Here is a 21,587-nt window from a genome sequence, read left to right on the forward strand (position 1 = left end):
GGGCGGGCAGGCGCTCAGGCCTTGTACTTGATCGAGCAGCCGTAGGGCCGCGTCGCGGCCGCCGAGATCGGCTTGCCGCCGAAGGCTTCGCCCAATGCCTGGTTGACGTAGTTGGTCGCGGTCTTGATGTCGTCCACCCGCGCCGAGGCGATGCTGTCGATGCCGCCCGCGTACACCAGCGTGCCCTTGGGGTCGATGATGAAGATGTGCGGCGTGGTGCGCGCGCCGTAGACCTGGCCGATGACGCCGTCCTCGTCCATCAGCACGGCGGTGGGCGCGGCTTTCTGCGACTTCATCCAGGCGTCGAGCGCCTCGGGCTTGAGGTAGTCGGTGGCGGCGCGCTCGGTGGAATTGATGGCCAGCCACACCACGCCCTTTTCCGTGGCGGCCTTCTGGGTGGCGGGCATGTTGCCGCTGCCGTAGTGCTTGCGCACGAAGGGGCAGCCGGGGTTGGTCCATTCGAGCACCACGAACTTGCCCGCGAAGTCGGACAGCTTGTGCTTGGCGCCGGTGGTGTCCACCGCGACGAAATCAGGCGCCTGCTGGCCCACGGTGGGCGCCGCGGCGGCGTTGTTGCCCATCAAGAAGGTGGCGCCGAGCGCCACGGCCGCGGCGACGACGGCACGGCGGGAGGCCCGGCTCAGGGCGGCGCGGGCATTGCGCGCGGCACGGAAGGAACGCGAGTCGACGGTTGGCGAGAGAGACATGGCCAGCTTGAACTCCAAAACAAAATTCCAAACAACAACTGCAGCTTAGAACGGTTTCTTCAAGTGCATGTGACAACCCATGTCACGCCGGTGGTCAAAGCGCGGCGTCAAAGGGCGGCGATCGCGGCGCGGACTTCGTCCTTGCCCAGTATCTCCGTCAGCACGACCGGCGGCTTGCCCGGCGCCTGCAGCACGTACACCGGCACGCCGCTGCGGCCCAGCGCGGTGAGCGCGGCGGTGATGGCCGGGTCGCGGCGGGTCCAGTCGGCGCGCAGCATGGCGACCTTCTTGGCGTCGAAGTCGGCCAGCACCTGATCGTCGGACAGGGTGCTCTTCTTGTTGTACTGGCAGGTCACGCACCACGCGGCGGTGAAGTCGATGAACACCGGCCGGCCCGCGTCGGACAACTGCGCCACGCGCTCGGCGGACCAGGGCTGCCAGCGCTGGCCGGTCCCGTCCTTCGTGCCGGCCGATGCCAGCTTGGCCGGCTCCACCACCTGCAGCACGTTGCGGCCGATGGCGGCGGTGAGCACGGCGGTGAAGGCGATCAGCACGCCCGCGATCACGACCCGGGCGCGCCCGCGCAGCGTGAGCGCCCAGACGATGGCGGCCAGGCACACCAGCAGCGCCAGCAGCGTGCCGGCGCCGTCGATGCCGCTTTGCTGGCCCAGCACCCACACCAGCCACGCCACGGTGGCGAACATCGGAAAGGCCAGCAGGCGGCGCAGCGTGCCCATCCACGGGCCGGGCTTGGGCAGCAGGTAGGCCACCGCGGGCACGAAGCCGGCCACGAGATACGGCAGCGCCAGCCCGAAGCCCAGCGCCACGAACAGCAGCAGCGCCTGCGCGGCCGGCAGGCCGATGGCGAAGCCCAGCGAGGCGCCCATGAACGGCGCGGAGCACGGCGATGCGATGACCACGGCGAGCACGCCCGAAAGGAAGTCGTTGGCCAGCGGGTGCCTGGCCTGCGCGCTGCAGACCGACGAAGGCGCGGCGCGGCCGAACTCGAACACGCCCGCGAGGTTCAGCCCGATCAGCGTGAACAGCGCCGCCAGCGCCGCCACCACGCCCGGCGACTGCAGCTGGAAGCCCCAGCCCAGCCCGGCGCCCGCTGCGCGCAGCGCCAGCATGCCGCCGCCCAGCGCGAGGAAGGACAGCATCACGCCGCCCGTGTAGGCCAGCCCCGCCTTGCGGTGCGCGCTGGCGTTGCCCGCCTGCCGCGCGAAGCCCAGCACCTTGATCGCGAGGATCGGGAACACGCAGGGCATCAGGTTCAGCAGCAGGCCGCCGAGCAGGGCGCCCAGCAGCGCGGCCAGGAAGGTGGTGGAAGACGGGGCGGGCAACTCGGCGGCCTTTGCCGCACCGGCATTCGCGGCGTTGGCCGCGAGCGCGGCCTGCAGCGCCGGAGGCACCTCCGCGGCGCGCGGCGCGGCGGCCGTGGGCCAGGCGCCCGAGACAGGCGCCTCGGCGCGCCATGCCGCCGGCTGGCCGGCCTGCCGGTCGGCCTCGGGCAGCGTTACCACCACCGGCATGACGGTGGGGCTGGCGCTGCGCTGGTCGGCCAGCGGCACGGTGGCGGTCCAGGTGTCGCCCTGCCAGGATTGGGTCCAGTCCTTGCCGGAGACGGCCGCGGTGCGGATCACCTCGGGGGTCTCGGGGAAGAACTCCAGCGTCTTGCCCTGCGCGGCGGCGGGCAGGCCTTCGAGCTTCACCTTCAGGCTGTGGCCGTCGACCTCGACGGTGCCCGGTTTGGACAGCGGCTGCGGGCGGGCGGCGAGGGCGGTATCGAACTCGGCCTTGTGCAGCGCGGTCGAGCCCTGCAGCGGCAGGGCCAGCGTGAAGGTGCCTTCCTCGGGAATGCATTCCTTGCGGCAGACCAGCCAGGAAGCCTTGAGCTGGATGTCCATCGCCGGCGTGCCGCCCAGCGCCACCGGCGGCTTGTAGAGCGTGGACACCTCCAGCGGCACCGGCAGCAGCACGGTGTTCTCGTAGCCGTAGTTGGCGAGGCTGCCGACCGGGATCTTCTTCGGCGCCGGCCATGCGATCTCGCCGGTCGAGACGCCCGCCGGCAGCGTCCACGTCATCTCGGTGGGCAGGCCGGAATCGCCGGCGTTCTTCCAGTAGGTGTGCCACTCGGGCTGGTGCGCGATCTGCAGGCCGACCCACACTGGGGCGCCGGGCGTCACGCCGTCCGGGGCGTGTGCGATGAGTTCGGCGCGCACATGGGGGGTGGTGACCACGGCGCCCGGCTTGGACGCCAGCTCGGATGTCGATTGCGCCATAGCCGGCATGCTGGCTGCGGCCGTTGCTATCAGAAGCGTAGCGAATTGGATGCGCGGGAAGATCATGCCGTCAGTCGGAGCAATCGGTGGGGGCGAAGTTCCGGAGCTTCGTTCAGGCCGCCGTGGCGGTTTGCGGGCCCCAGCCCAGCACCACGCGGCGGCTGCTGGCGCTCTTCTTCTCTATCTTGGTGACCACCACCGCCCCGATCTCGGCGGTGTTTGCAACATGCGTGCCGCCGCAGGGCTGGAAGTCGATCGCCGCCTGGCCTTCGCCCGCCCCGCCGATGCGGATGGTGCGCACCGTGCCCGTGCCGCGCGGCGGCTGCACGCTCATGCTCTTGACCAGTGCCGGGTTGGCGTCGAGCTCCTCGTCGGTGATGGCGCCCACCGTCAGCGGGTGGGCCGCCTCGACCAGCCGGGCCAGGCCGGCGGTCAGCGAATCCTTGTCCAGCGGGTCGGTCATGTGGAAGTCGAGCCGCGCGTACTCGGGGGTGATGGAGCAGCCGTTCACCGGGACCGGCACAAGGTGGCAAAGCAGGTGGGTGGCGGTATGGAAGCGCATCAGCCGGTGGCGGCGCTCCCAGTCGATGCGGGCGGTGACAGCGTCGCCGGGCTTCAGCGCGGCCAGCGGCTCGTCCTGCCCGGGGGCCGGCACGTGGACGAATTCGTCGGTCGGCTGGCCCTCGGCGTCCTTGGCCTTGCGGGTGTCGGCGATGACGATCTCGCGCCCGCCGGCCAGGGCCAGCACGCCGCTGTCTCCGGCCTGCCCGCCGCCCAGCGGATAGAACACCGTGCGGTCCAGCACGATGCCGGCGTCGTCGATTCGCACGATGCGGGCGTCGCAACTGCGCAGGTAGGCGTCGGCGCGGAACAGGTCGTCGGTCATCCGGCGATGGTAGCGGCGATGCGCGAATGAGGTGCGCCCACGCCAGAAAGCGCCCACGGCCGACACTCCCGGGCCCGCCCGCCTTGGGATGATGCGCCGCATGCGGCACGCCGCCGCGCGAAGGATCACGCATGAATCGACCGCAGCAAGCACCCACCCGCCTCGCGTCTTCATGGCCGCGCACCGCCGCCGCGGCCCTGGCCGCCGTGCTGCTCGCCGCCGGCTGCGGCGAGGCCGCCAAGCTCGCCCCAGAACTCACCACCGGCCCCCGCCCCCAGTTGGCCGAGCCCAACAAGACGCTGATTCCCACCGTCAACGTCGCCCCGGCCGTCGGCTGGACCGACACCGCCGCGCCCGTTCCGGCCGAGGGCCTGAAGGTGACGGCGCTGGCGCGCGGCCTCGACCACCCGCGCTGGGTCTACACGCTGCCCAACGGCGACATCCTCGTGGCCGAGAGCAACAAGCCGCCCAAGCCCGCCGACAGCAACGACGGCGGCAGCGGCCCCATCGCCAAGATCCGCAACTGGGTCATGGGCAAGGTCATGGGCCGCGCGGGCGCGGGCGTGCCCAGCGCCAACCGCATCACCCTGCTGCGCGACGCCGACGGCGACGGCTTGGCCGAGGTCAGGCAGGTGTTCATGAGCAACCTGCGCTCGCCCTACGGCATGGCGCTGGTCGGCAACGAGCTCTTTATCGCCAACGCCGACGCGCTGGTGAAGGTGCCCTACACCGAGGGCCAGACCTCCATCGCCGCCAGCCCCACGCTGGTGACGCAGCTGCCCGCAGGCATCAACCACCACTGGACCAAGAACGTCATCGCCAACGCCGACGGCAGCAAGCTCTACGTGACGGTCGGTTCCAACAGCAACATCGGCGAGAACGGCCTGCCGGCAGAGGCGGGCCGCGCCGCCATCTGGGAGGTCGACACCAGGAGCGGCGAGAAGCGCCTGTTCGCCAGCGGCCTGCGCAACCCCAACGGCATGGGCTGGGAGCCCGACACCAAGGTGCTGTGGACCGTGGTGAACGAGCGCGACGAGATCGGCAGCGACCTCGTGCCCGACTACCTCACCTCGGTGAAGGACGGCGCCTTCTACGGCTGGCCCTGGAGCTACTACGGCGGCGTGGTCGATGCGCGCGTGCAGCCGCAGAACCCGGAGATGGTCGCCAAGGCCATCGCGCCCGACTACGCGCTGGGCTCGCACGTCGCGCCGCTCGGCCTGGCCTTCTCGCGCCCCGGCGGCATGCCCGATCAGTTCGCCAGCGGCGTCTTCATCGGCGAGCACGGCTCGTGGAACCGCAAGCCCAAGTCGGGCTACAAGGTGGTGTTCGTGCCCTTCATTGGCGGCAAGCCCAGCGGGCCGCCCATCGACGTGCTGACCGGCTTCCTCAGCGCCGACGAGAAGGCCCATGGCCGCCCGGTGGGCGTGGCGCTCGACAAGGGCGGCGCGCTGATCGTGGCGGACGATGTCGGCAACGCGGTGTGGCGGGTGTCGAAGGCGAAGTAGCCTTCTTCCTTTGCTTCCTCGGTCAGCGCTGCGGCCGGGCGATGCGGTAGAGCCGGTGCCGCCGCAGCGCGTGTCCCTCGGGCACCAGCGGGTGGTCGAAGGCGCCGTCCACGTCCTCCTTCATGCCGATGCGCTGCATCACCGCGGCGGAGCGGGTGTTGTTCCATGCGGTGAAGGCGACGATCTCCTGCAGCCCGAGCTGCTCGAAGCCCACCTGCAGCGCGGCGCGCGCCGCCTCGCTGGCGAAGCCATGGCCCCACCACCTGCGCGCGAAGCGCCAGCCGATCTCCACGCAGGGCGAGAAGGGCAGCTCGGCGATCGGCGAGTTGAGCCCGGTGAAGCCCATGAATTCGCCCGTGTCCTTGTGCTCCACCGCCCAGAAGCCCCAGCCGTTCTCGGCGATGCGCGAGCGCGTGCGCGCCACCGCCGCGTCGCTGTCGGCGCGCGTGGGCAGCGGCAGCAGGAACTCCATCACCTGCGGGTCGCCCGCGAGCTCGAAGAAGGGCGCGAGATCGCTCTCGCGCCATTGGCGCATCAGCAGGCGTTGGGTTTCGACTTCGATGACGGCAGGGTGGTCGGCGGCGTGGTCGGTCATGCGGCCGATTCTGCCGGCTCCTCAGAACCCGGCCAGCACCACCTTGCCCTGCGCCTTGCCGCTCTCGATGAGCGCGTGAGCCTTGCGCAGGTTCGCGGCGTTGATGGTGCCGAAGCTCGCGTTGGCCGTGGTGCGGATGCGGCCCGTGTCCACCAGCGCAGCCACCTCGGCCAGCAGCGCGCCCTGCTCGGCGATGTCGGGCGTTTCGAAGCGCGAGCGCGCGAACATCATTTCCCAGTGCAGCGAGATGCACTTGGTCTTCAGCGGCATCGCGTCGAGCACCTTCATGTCGTCGATCACCGCGAGCTGGCCCTGGGGCTTGAGGCTTTCGATGATCTGCGCGTAGTGCTGGTCGGTCTGCGTGAGGCTGGCGACCATGTCGACCTCGCCGATGCCCGCGGCCTTCAGCTCGGCGGCCAGCGGCTTCGAGTGGTCGATCACCGCGTGCGCGCCCAGCTCCAGGCACCAGGCGCGCGTCTCGGCGCGCGAGGCGGTGGCGACGATGCGCAGCTTCGTCAGCTGGCGCGCGAGCTGGATGAGGATGGAGCCCACGCCGCCCGCGCCGCCCGTGACCAGCAGCGTCTGGCCTTCGCCGCCGCCCTTGGGCACGCGCAGGCGGTCGAACAGCAGCTCGTAGGCGGTGATGGTGGTCAGCGGCAGCGCTGCGGCCTGCGCGTCGTCGAGGCTGCTGGGCGCGAGGGCCGCGATGCGCTCGTCCACCGCGTGCAGCTCGGCGTTGGTGCCGGGGCGGATGATCGAGCCCGAGTAGTACACGCGGTCGCCGATCTTGAAGTTCTTCACCCCGGCGCCGACGGCCTCGACCGTGCCCACCGCGTCCCAGCCCAGCACCTTGGCCTGGCCGGCCTCGGGAGCGGCGTTCTTGCGGACCTTGGTGTCCACGGGATTGACCGACACCGCCTTCACGCGCACCAGCAGGTCGCGCGCGCCGGGCACGGGGGCGGGCAGCTCGATGTCCTGCAGCGACTCGGGGTTGTCGATGGGAAGGGACTGGTAGTAGCCGATGGCTTTCATGGGAGGACCTTTCAATGACGAAATCTGAACTGTAGGATCGCAAGGGCAATTTGATAAGTAGGCCAAAATCAGCAACAGTTTCAAATGAAGATTGAAAATATCTCCGACCTGCAGGTGCTGGTGCACACGGCGCGCGCCGGCACGCTCACGGCTGCGGCGCATGCGCTGGGCATCACGCCGGCGGCCGCGAGCGCCACGCTCAAGCGGCTGGAGGCGCAGCTCGGGGCGCGGCTGTTCGAGCGATCGACGCGGGCGATGCGGCTCACGCCGCAGGGGCAGACGCTGCTCGACTACGCGGTGCGGGCCTTCGAGTTGCTGGACGAGGGGGAGTCGCTGGTCACGGCCGATCGCGGGGAGCTGGTCGGCACTTTGCGTGTGGCTTCGCCTTCGGACTTGACGCGCAGCACGCTGCTGCCGTGGTTTGACGAGTTCCTTGCTTTGCACCCTGGGGTGCAGCTGTCGCTCTCGGTGGGGGACCGGCCGCTGGACGTGATGCGCGACGAGGTCGATGTGGCGCTGCGGTATGGCGCGCTGGCGGATTCGCGTCTTGTGGCGCGGCCGTTCGCGCTCACCAATCCGCTGCTCACCGCCTCACCCGACTACCTGCGGCGGCATCCGGCGCCTCGGGTGCCGCAGGACCTGGTGCATCACAACTGCCTGATCTTCAATCGGTCGGGGCGGCGGCATCGGGTGTGGCGGTTTGGGCAGAACGGGCAGTGGACGGAGGTGCGGGTGAATGGGAATCGCAGCGTGGACGATGCTTCGCTGGCGCGGGAGTGGACTGTGAGCGGTTATGGCATCTCGCTGAAGTCTGCGCTTGATGTGCGGGATGACATTCGCGAAGGGCGGCTCGTGCGGTTGCTGGGTGATTGGGAGACTGAGCCTTATCCGTTGCATGCCTTGCTGCCTAGTGGGCGGTTTGTGCCGGCTCGGGTTCGGGCGTTTGTGGACTTTCTTGGTTTGAAGTTCGAGTCGTTGTTGGCTTTGTCTTGAGGTTTCCCGGGGCCGGGTCTCGGCCCGGCGGCCGACCTACTTTTCTTTGCTTCGCCAAAGAAACGTAGGCAAAAGAAAGGCGACCCCACTGTCTGCGTCCCTCCGCTTCGCTGCGGGCAACCTGCGGTGCTCGCGTTTCGCGGGGTCTCGCCCAAACTCGCTTCGCTCAAACAAGGGCGAGCCCTGATCCGCGAAACGCTGCGCTCCTCGGCGCAGCCAGAGGGGAGGGGACACCGCTCGGGCCTTCGCTTCGCTCGGCCTTATTTTTTTCCTCTCCCGCTTGCGGGAGAGGGTTGGGGTGAGGGCAGCGGCGTTCGATGCCGCCGTGCTCTCTTGTTCTCTCAGATCATCGGCGTGACCGCACCATCCATCGCCACGATCGCACCGGTCACATAGCTCGCCTTCGGCGACGCCAGGAACAGCACGGTGTTCGCCACTTCCTCCGGCGTCGCGATGCGGCCCAGCGGCAGTCTGGCCTTGGCGCGCTCCAGTGCTTCGTCGGTGCCGATGCCTTGCAGCTTCGCGTCGGCCTTCATGCCTTCCTGCAGGCGCTCGGTGAGGGTGAGGCCGGGGTTCACGGCGTTCACGCGCACGCCCTTGGCGGCGTAGGCGGCGGCCATGCCGGCGCTGACGAGCATGAGGGCGGCGTTGGCGGCGCCGCCGGCCATGTGGACGGGGCTGGCGACTTTGCCGCCCTGGCCGATGACGTTGACGATGGCGCCGCGTCCGCGCTGGCCCATGCGCTTGACGACCGGGTCGATCATGTGGATGTAGGTGAAGTACTTGGCGTCCATGGCGTCGTGCCACGACGCGGCGGTGAGGTCGTCGGGCGGGGTGCGGCGGGCGGCGCCGGCGGAGTTGACGAGGACGTCGACGGGGCCGAATGCCTTTTCGGCGGCGTCGAGGGCGGCGACGGCGCTGGCGGGGTCCTTGAGGTCGGCGGCGTGGATGGAGACGCGGCCTTCGGCCTGCGGGAAGGATTCGAGCAGGGTCCTGCGGCCCTGCTCCAGGTTGGCGAGGTCGCGCGAGACGAGGCTCACGCGCGCGCCTTCGCGCAGGAAGCCGAGGGCGCAGGCGAGGCCGATGCCCTTGCTGCCGCCGGTGACGAGTACGTGCTGGTCCTGGAGCTGGAGGTCCATGAATCGGGTCCTTGGTGGGAGGTTGCTGGATGGGTGCGGCGATTCAATCACCACCGCGAAACCCCTGCACGCGCCCGGACGGATGGGCCGCGGGCCCTCAGCGCTTCATCTTCGTCGAATGTGGCTCGGGTTCGAGGGCGGCCGGCGTGGTGTCGATGGCGTCGCGCAGGTGGCCGTTGTTGTCGTGGTGCACCAGCAGCTGGCGCGTGCGCTGCCAGGTCGACAGTCGCGCGGGCGGCACCTCGATGTAGGTGGCCAGCGCGGACAGCGACGACTTCTCCTTCTCGGGCGGCGCTTCGCGGCGGTGCTGGCGGCGGCGCCAGGGCGCTATGACCAGCATCGACAGCAGGATCGCGCAGATCACCAGGCCGTAGAGGCTCAGCAGGTGCAGCACCTCGGGCTGCGAGCGCGCGCCCAGCACGTAGGGCCACGCGTACCAGACCGCCCAGAACCAGATCGCGATGGTGACGGCGGGGCGCAGCAGGCGCAGCCACAGGTACATGGCCAGCGCGCGCTGCGGCGAGCGGCCGCTGCCGAAGGCGCGCAGCGGAATGCGCGCGGCGTCGATGATCGGCTCGTCCACCGGCGGCTGCCCCCAGGAGCGGCGGCGGCTCGGCGGCGCGGCGTCGTCGTGCGCGTCGGGCAGATGGCTGGAGGGGAAGACGGATTCATGGGACATCGGAGACTCCTCGGTCGGGGCTGGTCCACACCGCGCGTTTGCCCCGGCGGCGTATCAGGGCTTTGGGAACGGCGATGACGGTGGTGGCCATCGTGATGGTCCAGAAGGCGATCGGATACCAGATCGTCCCGCCGAAGTAGCGCATCAGGTCGCGGTCGTAGCGGCGGTCGATCCACAGGCTCAGCAGCATCTGCAGGATGCAGGTCATCGCCAGCAGCGTGCCCTGCCAGTGCGGCAGCAGCGCCGAGTGCCAGGACGAGTCGTGCGGCAGGAAGGGCCGCACCAGGCTGATGATCAGCACCAGGGCCATGGCGTAGGCCCAGAAGATGCTCGTCATGTACTCGAAGTACACGGGCCACATGCGCCAGTGTCGTGGCCGCAGGATGTGCGAGGTGCAGCGCAGCATGGTCTGGATGCCGCCGACGGCCCAGCGCAGGCGCTGCTTCCAGAGACCGCGCAAGGTCTCGGGCATCAATATCCAGCACAGCGCGCGCGGCTCGAAGCGCAGCTGCCAGCCGGCGATCTGCAGCTTCCAGCTCATGTCGATGTCCTCGGTGAGCACGTCGGGGCTCCAGAAGCCCACGTCGATCACCGCGCGGCGGCGGAACATGGCGATCACGCCCGACACGGTGAAGAGCGTGCCCGCCAGCTGCTGCGAGCGCTTGATGAGGCCGATGATCGAGGAGAACTCGCCCACCTGCATGCGCCCCAGCAGCGTGGTGCGCGTGCGGATGCGCGGGTTGCCGGTGACCGCGCCGATGCGCTCCGAAGCCAGCATCGGCAGCAGCATCCATGCGATGGCGTCCTCGTCGATCAGCGCGTCGCCGTCGATGCCCAGGATGTACTCGCCGCGCGCGAGCTGGCAGGCGGTGTTCAGGCCCACGGCCTTGCCCTGGTTGCTCGCGTTGTGGATCACGCGCAGGCGGCCGTATTCCTTGGTCATCTCGTCGAGCAGCTCGCCGGTGCCGTCTGTGCTGCCGTCGTTCACCGCGATGACCTCGCAGTAGGGGTAGCGCGTGCGCATCAGCTGCTCGATCACTTCGCGCAGGTGCGGCGCCTCGTTGAAGCAGGGCACCACCACCGTGACCAGCGGGCGCGAGGGCAGCAGGTCGAGCGGATTGACGTCCACGTCGCGCTTGCGCTCGAACACCATCGCATGCGAGAGGCCGCCCGCCATCCACACGTAGGCCATGAAGAACGGGTAGTAGAAGACGAAGCCGAACAGCAGCGAGGGCAGCGTCTGCGCAAGGAACTGGGTGGTCGTGCTCATTGCGGACGCTCCTTCGGCGCGGTTTGCGCGGGCACCTGCGCGGCCGCTGCCGGGCCCAGGGCGCGCGGCAGCAGGGTGCGCACCGAGATCGCGCGGCGCACGGTGTCCAGCCCCGGCTGGTCGTCGAGGAAGTCGTCGGGGTAGTAGCCCAGGTGGCGCACGCCGGCGCGCTGCAGCAGCGTCCACTGGCGCGCGAGTTCGGCATCGGGCACGGGCTTGCCGGTGCGCCAGTCGCGCGCCTGCAGCTCGAACACCGTGCCGTCGAGGCCGCGCGGCGTGTCGGCGGCGCGCCTGGCCAGTCGCGCGAGCCAGCCGTCGGCGTCGGTTTCGCGCTCCATGCGCGGCATGGCCATGAGCGCGACGTAGTCGTAGGCCGCGAGCGAGGCCTCGTAGTTCTGCGCGAACCACTGCTCTGCCTGGGGCTCGAGCACCGGCCGGGCGTAGAGGTTGCGCGCGGTCTCCAGCATGGGCCGCCAGGCGCCGGTGCGCGCGGCGAGCTCCTGGGTGAACTCGATCAGATGGCGCGTCTTGGCCGTGGTCCAGCGCGCCATCAAGTCCGGGTTCGCGCGGATCGCGGCCATGTCGGCTGGCAGGCCCCATCTCGCATATGTGGCCAGCGCGGCGGGGCTCGCGTCCTCGTCGTCGGAGAGCATCGCGTCGTCGTGGAACAGCAGGCCTTCGAAGAAGGCGTGGCGGCCCAGGTCCTCGTAGATGTCGCCGACCAGCGCTCGCACCGCGGGGTCGAAGGGCGTGAGCCGGTGGTAGCGGTCGGCGTGTGTCGCGCCGTCCTGCGCCGTCACGGTGTGGGTGGCGAGCGGGTTCGACGCCGGCAGTTTGAAAGCCGTCACCGGCATCCAGGCGTAGACCTTCACGCCGGCGCGGCTGCGCAGCTGCCAGGCCGCGCGGGCGAACAGGTCGGCGCGCATCGGCAGGTGGCGGTTCGGGAAGTACAGCGCGTCGGCCACGCCGTCGCCGTCGGGGTCGGCGTAGGCCTGCAGGAACACCGCGCGCGGGCGCACGGCGGCCACGCGGTCGATCAGCTTCGAGAGGTTGCGCTCCTGCTGGGCCGGGTCGGGGTCGTACACGTAGTCGAGGTCCACGTGCATCACGCGGTTGACCGGTCGCTCTTCGCCGCCCACGGGGCTGCGCAGCATCCGGTCGAACGAGGGCGCCTCGTTGTCGTAGGCCGCCAGCGCGCGTCGGATGCGCGAGAGCGGCACGGCAGCCGAGTTGGGGCCGTCGTCGAGCGTGAAGGTGATGGGCATGCCGGCGCGCTTCGACGCCTCGAGCGCGGCGGTGTTGTAGGCGCCGTAGGGCCACACCATCGAGCGCACCTTGGCGCCCGTGCGCTTCTCGATGAGCTCGCGGCTGCGGCGCAGGTCGGCCTCGACGCGCCGCACGTAGGCCTCGTCGTCCTCGTAACGGCCGGTCTGCGGGTCGTAGCGGTGCGTGGCCGCGGCCGGCAGCATGTTGCCCTGCGGGTTCGCGACGGTGCCGGTGTGCATCGCGTCGCTGTGGCTCGCGAATTCGACGAGGCCCGATCGCGCCATCTCGGCCACCTCGCTCCACAACAGGAAGTTCTCGCGCGGCGCGGGCTTGTCGCCCCAGTGCACCTGCCGGCCTTCGGGCACTTCGAGCCAGCTGGTCACCAGCGCCATCACCGCCGGGTAGTTGTAGCGCCTGAGCAGCGGAAACACCTTGGTGTAGGCGCTGCGGTAGCCGTCGTCGAAGGTCAGCAGCACGGGCTTGGGCGGCAGCGGCTTGCCGCCCGAGCGCGCATCGACGACCTGCTGCAGGCTCACCGGGTGGTAGCCGTTGTACTGCAGCCAGGCGAGCACGCCGGCGAAGGTGTGTTCGTCCATGGCGGTCTCGTCGGGCGAGGCCTCGAAGCTCTCGCGCACCTTGGCGCGGATGTCGTGAAAGGAGATCACGCGAAAGCTCACGCCGTCGTCGGGGTCGGCGGGCGGCAGCGGCTGCGCGAGCACCGGCAGCGAGAGGGCCAGCAGCATCAGCCACGGCAGCGCCGCGCGCAGCAAGGCGAGGGGGGTGTTCTTCTTCGTCGTTCGCATCACTGCAGGGGTGTGGAGAGGTTCAGGAAGACGCCGCGCTGTCGTTCGCGCACGCCGTCGTAGGGATGGCCGGAGACGAATGCGCCGTAGCGCAGCGTGAGCCGCGGCCCGAGGTTCCAGCGGTGCTCGTAGCGCAGGCTCCACATCGGGCCGCTGCCGAAGCCGGCCTGCCGGTAGCTGCCGCCAGCGAGCTCGATGGCCTGGAAGAACTGCCGGTCGTCGCGCTTCCAGTTGAGCCACTGCGCGCGCACGCCGAGCTGCACGCTGGAGTCGCTCGACGGGTTGAAGTAGGGCGCATCGACCGCGCGGCCGCGGCTCGCGCCGGCGCCGAGGCTGGTCTCGAGCTGGAAGGCCGGCGTGCTGATCCAGCGCTCGCGCCAGCTGGCCTCGAGGCCGTCGCGCCGGTTGCCGTCGCTGAAATCGAGCTGCTGCCACTTCAGCTCGAAGAGGCGCGACTCGTCGACCACGTAGCCCACGCTCGCGCCGAGCTCGTGCGCGCCGATGCCGGCCACGCGCGCCTTCCAGGGCAGCTCGCGGCTGTCGCCGTCGTAGGTGGCCGACAGCCGCCACGCGTCGCCCGCGCGGTAGTCGAGCCGGCCGGCCACGCTGTTGCGGTAGCGGCCCGCGTTCGCGTGCTGAACGATGCCCTCTGCCAGCCAGCGCCCCTGCTGCCAGCCCAGGCCGAGGCCGCCGCGCGCCCAGTTCGCGTTGCCGATGTCGGTGCTGCCGCGTCCCAGCGTCTGCTCGTAGAACACGCGCCAGCGGTCGTCGTTGAGGCCGGAGCTGAGCCGGCTGTCGATGCGCCATTCGCGGTTGGCGATGGCCGCGCCGCCCGAGGACGCCTCGGCATCCACGTCGAGCCTCGGGCCGACGAGGGCGCGGCGCTTGCGCTCCATCTCGCGCACCTGCACCGACTCGGGCAGGTCGGCCGCGAGCGATTCGGCGCGCCGGCGAGCCTCGGCGAACTCGTCCGCGTCGAGCAGTGCTTCGACGTGGCCGATGCGCGCGCCGGTGTCGTAGGGCGAATCGGCCGCCAGCGCCTCGTAGCGCGCCACCGCCGCCTCGGGGTGCTCGCGCAGCCGCTCGGTGAGGGCCGCGCCGTGCGCGTAGCCGGCGTTGAGCGGCGCCTCCCGCGTCAGCGCCGAGAAGCTGTGCTGCGCGAGTGCCGGTCGGTCGGAATAGAGCTGGACCAGGCCGCGCAGGCCGCTGACCTCGGAGTAGTCGCCGTTCGGCCGTCCGGCCTCGGGCGCGAGGTGCAGCTGTGCGGGCGTGGCGGCCTCCAGCCGGGCCAGCAATGCCTCGGCGTCGGCGAAGCGGCCCACGTCCAGGTAGGCGTAGACCAGCCCGTAGTGAACCTCGTCGGGCACCGGCAGGTCGGCGCCCGCCTTGGCCATGGCGGCCTCGTAGAGCGGGACGGCGTCGATGGAGCGACGCTCCTGCGCGAACGCGCGGGCCGCTGCCTGCAGGCCGTAGGAGGGGATCTCCGCGCCCGCTGCGTGCAGGGCCTCGTAGAGCGCGATGGCATCGGCCGGCCGGCCGCGCTCGACCAGCGCCAGCAGGCGGTCGGACTGCAGCCGCACCCGCACCGTGCGCCATGCATCGGCGTCGCCGGGCTCGGCCTTCGGGGCTACCGCGTCGACCCGGGCCAGCGCGGCCTGCTGGTCGGCCAGCACCCGGTCGAGCGCGGTCACCCGCTCTGCGCCCAGGCGCTGGTCGCGCGCGCGGATCGCCCAGCGCAGCCGCTGCGCGAGCGCTTCCTGCTGCAGGGTGGAAAGCGCCAGCGGCGAGAAGCTGCCCGGCGTGGCCCGCTCGGCCGCCTCCGCGTTCTCGAAGGCGCTGGATGCGGCGCCGCTGGCCGCGAGCAGGAAGTCGGCCTCGCGCCGGAGGTCGAGGCGCCCGGGCCGCAGCGCGCCGGCCTCGGTGTAGGCGCCGAGCGCCTGCAGCAGGTCGTTGTCGGCGCGCGCGATGGCGCCGCGCAGTTCCAGCAGCGCGACGCGGTCGTCGACGTGCGTGGGTGCGGGCTGCGACAGCGCGCGGTACAGCGCCTTCGCGCCGGCGATGTCGCCGCTCTCGATGCGCCACCAGGCTTCGTGGACGCGCGGCTCGCGCGCGTCGGGCCGCCGGGCGCGCCACACGCCGACGACCTCGCCCTGCAGGCCGGAGTCGTGGACTCGCCGTGCCGCCAGCGCGAGCGGGGCCAGAGCGTGGTCGGCCAGCTTCGACGGCGTGGCCTGGCGGCCCAGCGCCACTGCTTCGGCGTAGCGGCCATCGGCCGAGGCGATCGCGACCGCATCGGAGGCCACGCGGCGGCGCGCGTCGTCGCCGAGCGGCAGTGCGAGCCATGCCTGCAGCTGGCCCAGCGCCTCGGCCGCGCCGATGCGGCCTTCGCGGCGCGCGACGACCAGCGCGTCGTGCCGGCTCGCGTCATAGGACGATGCCGTGCCCTGCCCGACTTGCGCAGCCGGGGCGGTCGGCGCCGGCTGCGCGAGCGCCGCCGGCGCACCGAAGGCCAGCGTGCATGCCAGCGGCAAAGGCAGTGGCAAAGGCAGTGGCAGAAGGGGAATTCTTTGCGCGTTCCGCGCTATCAGGCGAAGAGGCAACAGCCAGGCGAGCGCAGGTTTGCGCGCAGCCATGACCGTGCCTCCAGTTTTTTTCTTCTGGATGAACACCGTGCTCCCTTGGAAATCCGAAAAACGGTCCCGGGCGACCCATGACGCCGCCGCAAGAACCGGGGGTGCCGCGTGACAGGACGGCGACCTCGGAACTCAAACTCTCAAGACTTGAATCACTTTAGACATCGTTGTTAACAAGGGCAAACAAAAGACTGAGGATTCGGTTGTATGTGTGAACAGATTCGCGTTTTGGACGCCTGCGCTGATCGCTTTTGTCGGACAGACGCCCAGGAACCCCGCGTCCGCTCGACCCGGCCCCGGCCTAAGATCGCGTGATGAACGCTCCCCAGGCCCCCTCGCCTTCGTCTTCTTCCTCGCCCTCGTTGCTGCCCCGCTTCTGGTCGCAACTCACCACGCGCGACTTCGCGTCGCTCGACGCGGCGGCCACCGTCGCGGTGCTGCCGCTGGGCGCGACCGAGCAGCACGGCCCCCACCTGCCGCTGGGCGTCGATACCGTGCTGGCCGACGGCATCGTCGCCGCCTCGCTGCCACTGCTGCCGGCCGCGCTGCCGGTGCTGTTCCTGCCGACCCAGCAGATCGGCCTGAGCCCCGAGCACGCGCGCTTTGCGGGCACGCTCACGCTGTCGGCCGAGACGCTGATCCGCATGTGGAAGGAAATCGGCGCGGGCGTGGCGCGCGCGGGGGTGAAGAAGCTGGTGCTCTTCAATGCGCACGGCGGCCACGTGGGCGCGATGGACATCGTGGCGCGCGAGCTGCGCGCCGAGCACGGTCTCATCGTCTACAGCGTGAGCTGGTTCAACCTGCCGCTGGGCGACGCGGGCGCGCAGTTCAGCGCGCAGGAACACCGCTTCGGCGTGCACGCGGGCGAGATCGAGACGTCGATGATGCTGGCGCTGGCGCCGCAGCTGGTTCGCATGGGCGAGGCGCGCGATTTCGATTCCACCTCGCGCCAGCGCGCGGCCGACTACGCGATCCTGGGCAACGGCAAGAGCGCCAAGCTCGGCTGGGCCATCGAGGACTACAACCCCCACGGCGCCGCGGGCAACGCTGCCGCCGCCACGGCGCAGCACGGCCAGGCGGTGATCGATGCCGCGGCGCGGCAGCTCGCGCTGCTGCTGGAAGAGGTGTCGCGGCTGCCGCTGGACACGGCCAACACCGGGCCTCTTCCCTGAGTGCCGCTCAGGCGGTGCGCCCGAGCACCCCGGCGAACATGTCGGAGTCGACATTGCCGCCGCTCACGCACACGCCCACCGTCCTGCCGCGCCAGCGCTCCTGCTGCTGAAGCGCGGCGGCCAGTGCGGCTGCGCCGGCGCCCTCGGCCACGTTGTGCGTGTCGCTGAACAGGATGCGCATGGACTGCGCGACCTCGTCGTCGGTGACCGTGACCACGTCGTCGGCCTCGCGCAATATCACTTCCACCGATTCGGGCACTGGCACTCGGCAGGCCATGCCGTCGGCCAGTCGCGTGGTGACGGGCGACTCGACCGGCTTGCCCGCGCGGAAGGAATCGCGATAGGCGGTGGCGTGCGCCGACACCACGCCGATGAGCTTCGTCGACACGCCGCAGTACGCGCGCGCCGCTGCCGCCGCGGCAAAGCCCGAGCCCAGGCCGATGGGCACGAACAGCACGTCGGGCGGCGCGGCCGAGAGTGCCTCGAAGAATTCGACATACGCCGTCGAGACGCCGCGCACCAGCTCGCGATGGAACGAGGGCACGCGGTGCAGGCCGTCGCGCTCTGCCAATGCGGCCGCGTGCTCGGAGGCGGCCTGGAAGTCGTCGCCGTGCTCGATCAGCGTGACGCCGAGCGCGCGCATCGCGGCGTTCTTCTCGGTCGAGTTGCCGTGCGGCACCACGATGGTCGCGCCCAGCCCGTGGCGCCGCGCAGCGAAGCCGACCGACTGGCCGTGGTTGCCACGCGTGGCGCTGATGGCGTGGCGCACCGCCGGCTGTTCGCGCGCCAGCGTCTCGAAGTAGGTCAGGCCGCCGCGGATCTTGAAGGCGCCGGCCGGCGTGTGGTTCTCGTGCTTGGCCCACACGGTGGCGCCCAGGCGCTGCGAAAGCAGTGGCCAGGCGTACTGCGGCGTGGGCGGCATGGCCGCGCGCACGGTGCGCTGCGCCGCTTCGATCTCTTCGCGGGTGAATCTCATCGGATCTCCAGGCGCCTTGCCTACTTGCGTTCGGTCAGCGCCACGCGCACGGCCAGGGCGGCGAGCACGCTGCCCATCACGTAGCGCTGCGCGCGCAACCAGCCGGCGCTTTGCGACAGCACGGCCGTGATGCCCGCGGCGCCGACGATCATCACCGTGTTGACCAGCGCGCTGGCCGTCATCTGCGCGATGCCCAGCTGCATGCTCTGCAGCAGCACCGAGCCGCGCTCGGGGTGGATGAACTGCGGAAAGAACGAGAGATAGAACATCGCCACCTTCGGGTTCAGCAGGTTCGTGAGAAAGCCCATGCGGAACAGCTTGCCCGGCGGATCGGCCGGCAGCGCGCGGGCCTCGAAAGGCGCGCTGCCGCCGGGCTTCACCGCCTGCCATGCGAGCCACAGCAGGTAGGCCGCGCCCGCGATGCGGATGGCGTCGAACGCGAGCGGCACCGCCAGCAGCAGCGCGGTGAGCCCGAGCGCCGCCGCGAACAGGTGCACCAGGAAGGCCAGCAGCACGCCGCCCAGCGAGATGAGACCCGCGCGCCGGCCCTGCACCAGCGTGCGCGAGACGCAATAGATCATGTTCGGCCCCGGCGTGAGCGCCAGCAGCAGCGAGGCGAATGCGAAGAGGGCGATCTCGGCGAAGCTCAGCATGTCAGAGTCCTTGTGATTCGAGGGTGACGCTGCCGCGCGGCGTGTCGAGCACGGCAATCAGGTTGGGCGGGCCCGCCTCGATCTCCAGGCCCGTCATGCCGATGGCCGACAGCGCTGCCGACAGCGCCGGCGCACGCGGGTGCACGGCGCGCAGCGAGCGCAGCACGAGGCCCGACGCGGGCATGGAATCGGTGGGATGCACCGCGCCCCACTGGATCAGCGTGGGCAGCGTGCCGTAGAAGAGCCGCTGGCCGTCGTCGCGCACGGTGATCTGCCATTCGAGCCGGCCGGCCGGCGTGTCGCGCGAGGCTTCGAGCAGCCGGCCGCGGTCGATGTGCGAGTGCTCCTCGCGAGCGAGCGCGCGGATCGCCGCATGCGCGTCGGGCACGCGGGCGACGAAATGGATCAGCCTCGGGCCCTGCCGCGCGAGGTCGGCCTGCAGTACCGCGTCGTCCAGGTCGAACCAGCGTCGAGTCTTGGGGCGCGAGGGCTCCTTGCCTGGCTCGATCGCGATGATCTCCGCGTACGCGGCGGGAAAGGCATCGCCCGAGATGTTCAGCAGTCGGTTGTGCGTGCCCATCAGCGGATGCGAGCCGCCCGGCGCCGGGGTGACGCCGAGCGTCTTCTCGCACCACGACACGCCCTGCGCGAGCGAGGCAGCGGCAATCACGAGATGGTCCAACTGCGCGTGCATGGTGCGATGCCTTCCTCCAGGGGGTCAGAGCGTGACGCTTCCGTCCACGCAGGTCACGGCATCGCCGCCGACCCAGATCTTTCCTTCAGCGTCGCGCTCGATGTAGACGCGGCCCGCGCGGCCCAGGCACTGGCCCTGCGCCGCGAGGTAGCGCTCGGGCATGTGGCCGTCGGCGATCAGCCATTCGGCCAGGCTCGCGTTGAGGCTGCCGGTGACCGGGTCTTCCTGCACGCCGATGGGCTCGGCGAAGGCGCGCACTTCCAGGTCGATGCGGGTGCCGTCCTCGTTCGGCACCGCGGGCCGGTTGCCGAAGGCGCGCGCCTCGCGGTTGGAGCGGCCGATGAGCAGCGAGGTGTCGTGCGCCGCCGGCACGCCCGCCACGCCGGCCTTCACACCCAGCTCCTTCAGCGCGCGGTGGTCGGGCTGCAGCGCCAGCACAGCGTCGGCGTCGTTCACGAGCAGGCCGAACCAGACAGGGCCGTTGTCGAGCACCTGCGCTGCAATCACCTGCTGCGCCTTCAGGCCCAGCGCGCCTGCCACCTTGGCCAGCAGGGCCGGGCTGGGCGCGCTGCGCTTGAGCGGCGGCGCGGCGAAGGCCAGGCGGCTGCCGTCGCGGCGCAGCGGCACCAGGCCCGCGCCGCACTGCTGCACCACCATGCCCGCTGCCTTGGGCTTGCCGCCGGCCTCCAGCCACGCGTGGCAGCTGCCGATGGTCGGGTGCCCCGCGAAGGGCAGCTCGCCGCCGGGCGTGAAGATGCGCACGCGGTAGTCGGCGGCCGGGTCGGTCGGCGGCAGCAGGAAGGTCGTTTCCGACAGGTTGGTCCACTGCGCGAAGCGCTGCATCGCGGCGTCGTCGAGGTCCTGGCCGTCGATCACCACCGCGAGCGGGTTGCCGTAGTAGGCGGTGGCGGTGAAGACGTCGACTTGCTTGAAGGGGCGGGATTTCATCGGGTTCATTCGAGGGATAAGTCGAGCACGCCGCGCGTGCCCGGGCGGGAGAGCAATTCCGAGTACCAGCGCTCCACGTTCGGCCAGCTCGGCCGGCGGTATTCGGCGCCGGGCAGGCCGAACCAGCGGTGCGCTTCGCAGCCGATGGGGATGTCGGCCATGGTGAAGCGCTCGCCGGCCATGTAGGGCTGGCGCGCGAGGTGCGCGTCGAGCATTGCAAACAGTGCTTCGCTGTCGCGCACCGATGCCTCGATGAGCGCGGGCTGGCGCTCCGAAGGCGGCGTGCGCACCCACTGGACGAAGGCGTCGCGGCTCGCGCGGTTGAGCGTGGTCTGCTGCCAGTCCATCCAGCGCTCGGCGTCGAAGCGAGCGGGCAGCTCCGCCGGGTACAGGTTGCCGTGCGAATGCTTCGCGCAGAGGTAGCGCACGATCACGTTCGACTCCCACAGCGTCACGCGCTCGGCACCCTCGCCGTCGTCGATGGTGGGCACCATCGCGTTCGGATTGAGCGCGAGGTATTCGGGCGTCTGCACCACGCCGAACTTGCCGCCGGCCTCGGTGCGCTGGAAATCGAGCCCGAGCTCCTGCGCGCACCACACCACCTTGCGGACGTTGATCGAGCTGATGCGGCCCCAGATGTTGAGCATGTCTTTTTCTTTCTTTCTTCCGTTGTCGGTTCTTTTGCCGACCCTGCTTGCTTCAGCGCGGCGAGGGACGGTCGAGGAACAGCAGCCGCACGGCCAGCCCGAGCATCACGGCTGCGAGCAGGCCGCTCTGGATGCGCGCCGCGCCGGGGCGCTTGTGCAGCCAGCGTCCGATCTGGCCGCTGCACGCGCCCAGCAGCGTGTTGAAGGCCAGCGCCGCCATCGACAGCACCACGCCGAGCTGCACCAGCTGCAGCGTCACGCTGCCGCGCGCCGGGTCGACGAACTGCGGCAGGAACACCATGAAGAACAGCAGCGCCTTCGGATTGACGAGGTTGTTCAGCAGCGCCATGCGCACGATGCGGCCGAAGCCGGCGGGCTGCGCCTGAGCGCCCGTGCGAAGGCCGCCGCCGCCTCGCAGCGCCTGCACCGCGAGCCACACCAGGTACAGCGCGCCCGCGTAGCGCAGCACGTCGAACGATGGCGGCCACGCTGCCACCAGCGCGGTGACGCCGGTGGCGGCGAACAGCGTATGCACGAGGTCGGCCGCCGAGATGCCGAGGGCCGCCGCGAACCCGCCGCGCGGACCATGGGCCACGCCGTGCGAGAGCACGAAAGCCATGTTCGGGCCCGGCGACAGGAACAGCGCCAGTACCGCGAGCAGGAAGAGCGAGAGCGTCGCGAGGCCGATCACGTATGGCTCCTGGGTT

General features: G+C 70.7%; 19 protein-coding genes. 3 read left to right on the forward strand and 16 right to left on the reverse strand.

The window, feature by feature from the left end; all coding sequences use genetic code 11:
- Positions 1-14 precede the first annotated feature (14 nt).
- From FHT32_RS27045 to FHT32_RS27055, 3 genes are all read right to left on the reverse strand, one after another.
- Complete coding sequence (locus FHT32_RS27045) at positions 15-707, reverse strand: thioredoxin family protein (protein ID WP_176667657.1); 693 nt, start codon at positions 705-707, stop codon at positions 15-17.
- A gap of 107 nt (positions 708-814) precedes the next feature.
- Entirely contained in the window at positions 815-2,998 is a 2,184-nt protein-coding gene (locus tag FHT32_RS27050) for a protein-disulfide reductase DsbD (protein ID WP_256099179.1), read from the reverse strand.
- Positions 2,999-3,101: 103 nt separating this feature from the next.
- Complete coding sequence (locus FHT32_RS27055; protein ID WP_176667659.1) at positions 3,102-3,875, reverse strand: alanyl-tRNA editing protein; 774 nt, start codon at positions 3,873-3,875, stop codon at positions 3,102-3,104.
- A 131-nt stretch (positions 3,876-4,006) separates the two neighbouring features.
- On the opposite strand from FHT32_RS27055, the gene FHT32_RS27060 reads away from it, so the two are divergent.
- Positions 4,007-5,380: a sorbosone dehydrogenase family protein gene (locus FHT32_RS27060; RefSeq protein ID WP_176667660.1), complete on the forward strand. Its 1,374-nt coding sequence runs from the start codon at positions 4,007-4,009 to the stop codon at positions 5,378-5,380.
- A gap of 22 nt (positions 5,381-5,402) precedes the next feature.
- Here the strand turns inward: FHT32_RS27060 and FHT32_RS27065 are convergent, their stop codons facing one another.
- Together FHT32_RS27065 and FHT32_RS27070 are read right to left on the reverse strand one after the other, a co-directional pair.
- Positions 5,403-5,975 (reverse strand): GNAT family N-acetyltransferase, encoded by a 573-nt coding sequence (locus tag FHT32_RS27065; protein ID WP_176667661.1) that lies wholly within the window; start codon positions 5,973-5,975, stop codon positions 5,403-5,405.
- A 21-nt stretch (positions 5,976-5,996) separates the two neighbouring features.
- Positions 5,997-7,007: a zinc-binding alcohol dehydrogenase family protein gene (locus FHT32_RS27070; RefSeq protein WP_176667662.1), complete on the reverse strand. Its 1,011-nt coding sequence runs from the start codon at positions 7,005-7,007 to the stop codon at positions 5,997-5,999.
- A gap of 84 nt (positions 7,008-7,091) precedes the next feature.
- On the opposite strand from FHT32_RS27070, the gene FHT32_RS27075 reads away from it, so the two are divergent.
- A complete protein-coding gene (locus tag FHT32_RS27075; protein WP_176667663.1) occupies positions 7,092-8,000 on the forward strand; it encodes a LysR family transcriptional regulator in 909 nt (302 codons plus the stop codon).
- 341 nt (positions 8,001-8,341) lie between these two features.
- Here FHT32_RS27075 and FHT32_RS27080 read toward each other — a convergent pair whose 3' ends face one another.
- The 5 genes from FHT32_RS27080 to pgaA form a co-directional block, all read right to left on the reverse strand.
- Entirely contained in the window at positions 8,342-9,139 is a 798-nt protein-coding gene (locus FHT32_RS27080; protein WP_176667664.1) for an SDR family oxidoreductase, read from the reverse strand.
- Positions 9,140-9,236: 97 nt separating this feature from the next.
- The gene (pgaD, locus tag FHT32_RS27085; RefSeq protein ID WP_176667665.1) at positions 9,237-9,818 is read right to left on the reverse strand and encodes a poly-beta-1,6-N-acetyl-D-glucosamine biosynthesis protein PgaD; all 582 of its coding nucleotides are present in this window, start codon (positions 9,816-9,818) and stop codon (positions 9,237-9,239) included.
- Positions 9,808-11,088 carry a poly-beta-1,6-N-acetyl-D-glucosamine synthase gene (gene pgaC, locus FHT32_RS27090; RefSeq protein ID WP_176667666.1) on the reverse strand — a complete coding sequence of 427 codons (1,281 nt, stop codon included), beginning with the start codon at positions 11,086-11,088 and terminating at the stop codon, positions 9,808-9,810. Before pgaC ends, pgaD begins: the two co-directional genes overlap by 11 nt.
- Positions 11,085-13,157 (reverse strand): poly-beta-1,6-N-acetyl-D-glucosamine N-deacetylase PgaB, encoded by a 2,073-nt coding sequence (gene pgaB / locus FHT32_RS27095; RefSeq protein ID WP_176667667.1) that lies wholly within the window; start codon positions 13,155-13,157, stop codon positions 11,085-11,087. Before pgaB ends, pgaC begins: the two co-directional genes overlap by 4 nt.
- A complete protein-coding gene (gene pgaA / locus FHT32_RS27100; protein ID WP_176667668.1) occupies positions 13,157-15,700 on the reverse strand; it encodes a poly-beta-1,6 N-acetyl-D-glucosamine export porin PgaA in 2,544 nt (847 codons plus the stop codon). Before pgaA ends, pgaB begins: the two co-directional genes overlap by 1 nt.
- Positions 15,701-16,104: 404 nt before the next feature.
- Here pgaA and FHT32_RS27105 point away from each other — a divergent pair, with 404 nt between their 5' ends.
- Entirely contained in the window at positions 16,105-16,962 is an 858-nt protein-coding gene (locus FHT32_RS27105; RefSeq protein ID WP_176667669.1) for a creatininase family protein, read from the forward strand.
- A 7-nt stretch (positions 16,963-16,969) separates the two neighbouring features.
- On the opposite strand, the gene FHT32_RS27110 is transcribed toward FHT32_RS27105, so the two are convergent.
- Genes FHT32_RS27110 through FHT32_RS27135 form a run of 6 tightly spaced genes read right to left on the reverse strand, consistent with a single transcriptional unit; the run spans position 16,970 to position 21,571 of the window.
- Positions 16,970-17,938 (reverse strand): threonine dehydratase, encoded by a 969-nt coding sequence (locus tag FHT32_RS27110; protein WP_176667670.1) that lies wholly within the window; start codon positions 17,936-17,938, stop codon positions 16,970-16,972.
- A 20-nt stretch (positions 17,939-17,958) separates the two neighbouring features.
- The gene (locus FHT32_RS27115; RefSeq protein WP_176667671.1) at positions 17,959-18,591 is read right to left on the reverse strand and encodes a LysE family translocator; all 633 of its coding nucleotides are present in this window, start codon (positions 18,589-18,591) and stop codon (positions 17,959-17,961) included.
- A gap of 1 nt (position 18,592) precedes the next feature.
- A complete protein-coding gene (locus tag FHT32_RS27120; RefSeq protein WP_176667672.1) occupies positions 18,593-19,285 on the reverse strand; it encodes a VOC family protein in 693 nt (230 codons plus the stop codon).
- Positions 19,286-19,309: 24 nt separating this feature from the next.
- Positions 19,310-20,233: a PhzF family phenazine biosynthesis protein gene (locus FHT32_RS27125; RefSeq protein WP_176667673.1), complete on the reverse strand. Its 924-nt coding sequence runs from the start codon at positions 20,231-20,233 to the stop codon at positions 19,310-19,312.
- A 5-nt stretch (positions 20,234-20,238) separates the two neighbouring features.
- Positions 20,239-20,880 carry a glutathione S-transferase family protein gene (locus FHT32_RS27130; protein WP_176667674.1) on the reverse strand — a complete coding sequence of 214 codons (642 nt, stop codon included), beginning with the start codon at positions 20,878-20,880 and terminating at the stop codon, positions 20,239-20,241.
- A 52-nt stretch (positions 20,881-20,932) separates the two neighbouring features.
- The gene (locus FHT32_RS27135; protein WP_176667675.1) at positions 20,933-21,571 is read right to left on the reverse strand and encodes a LysE family translocator; all 639 of its coding nucleotides are present in this window, start codon (positions 21,569-21,571) and stop codon (positions 20,933-20,935) included.
- Between the last annotated feature and the right edge of the window lie 16 nt (positions 21,572-21,587).

This window comes from Variovorax sp. SG517 (assembly GCF_013376045.1).
GTDB lineage: Bacteria > Pseudomonadota > Gammaproteobacteria > Burkholderiales > Burkholderiaceae_C > Variovorax.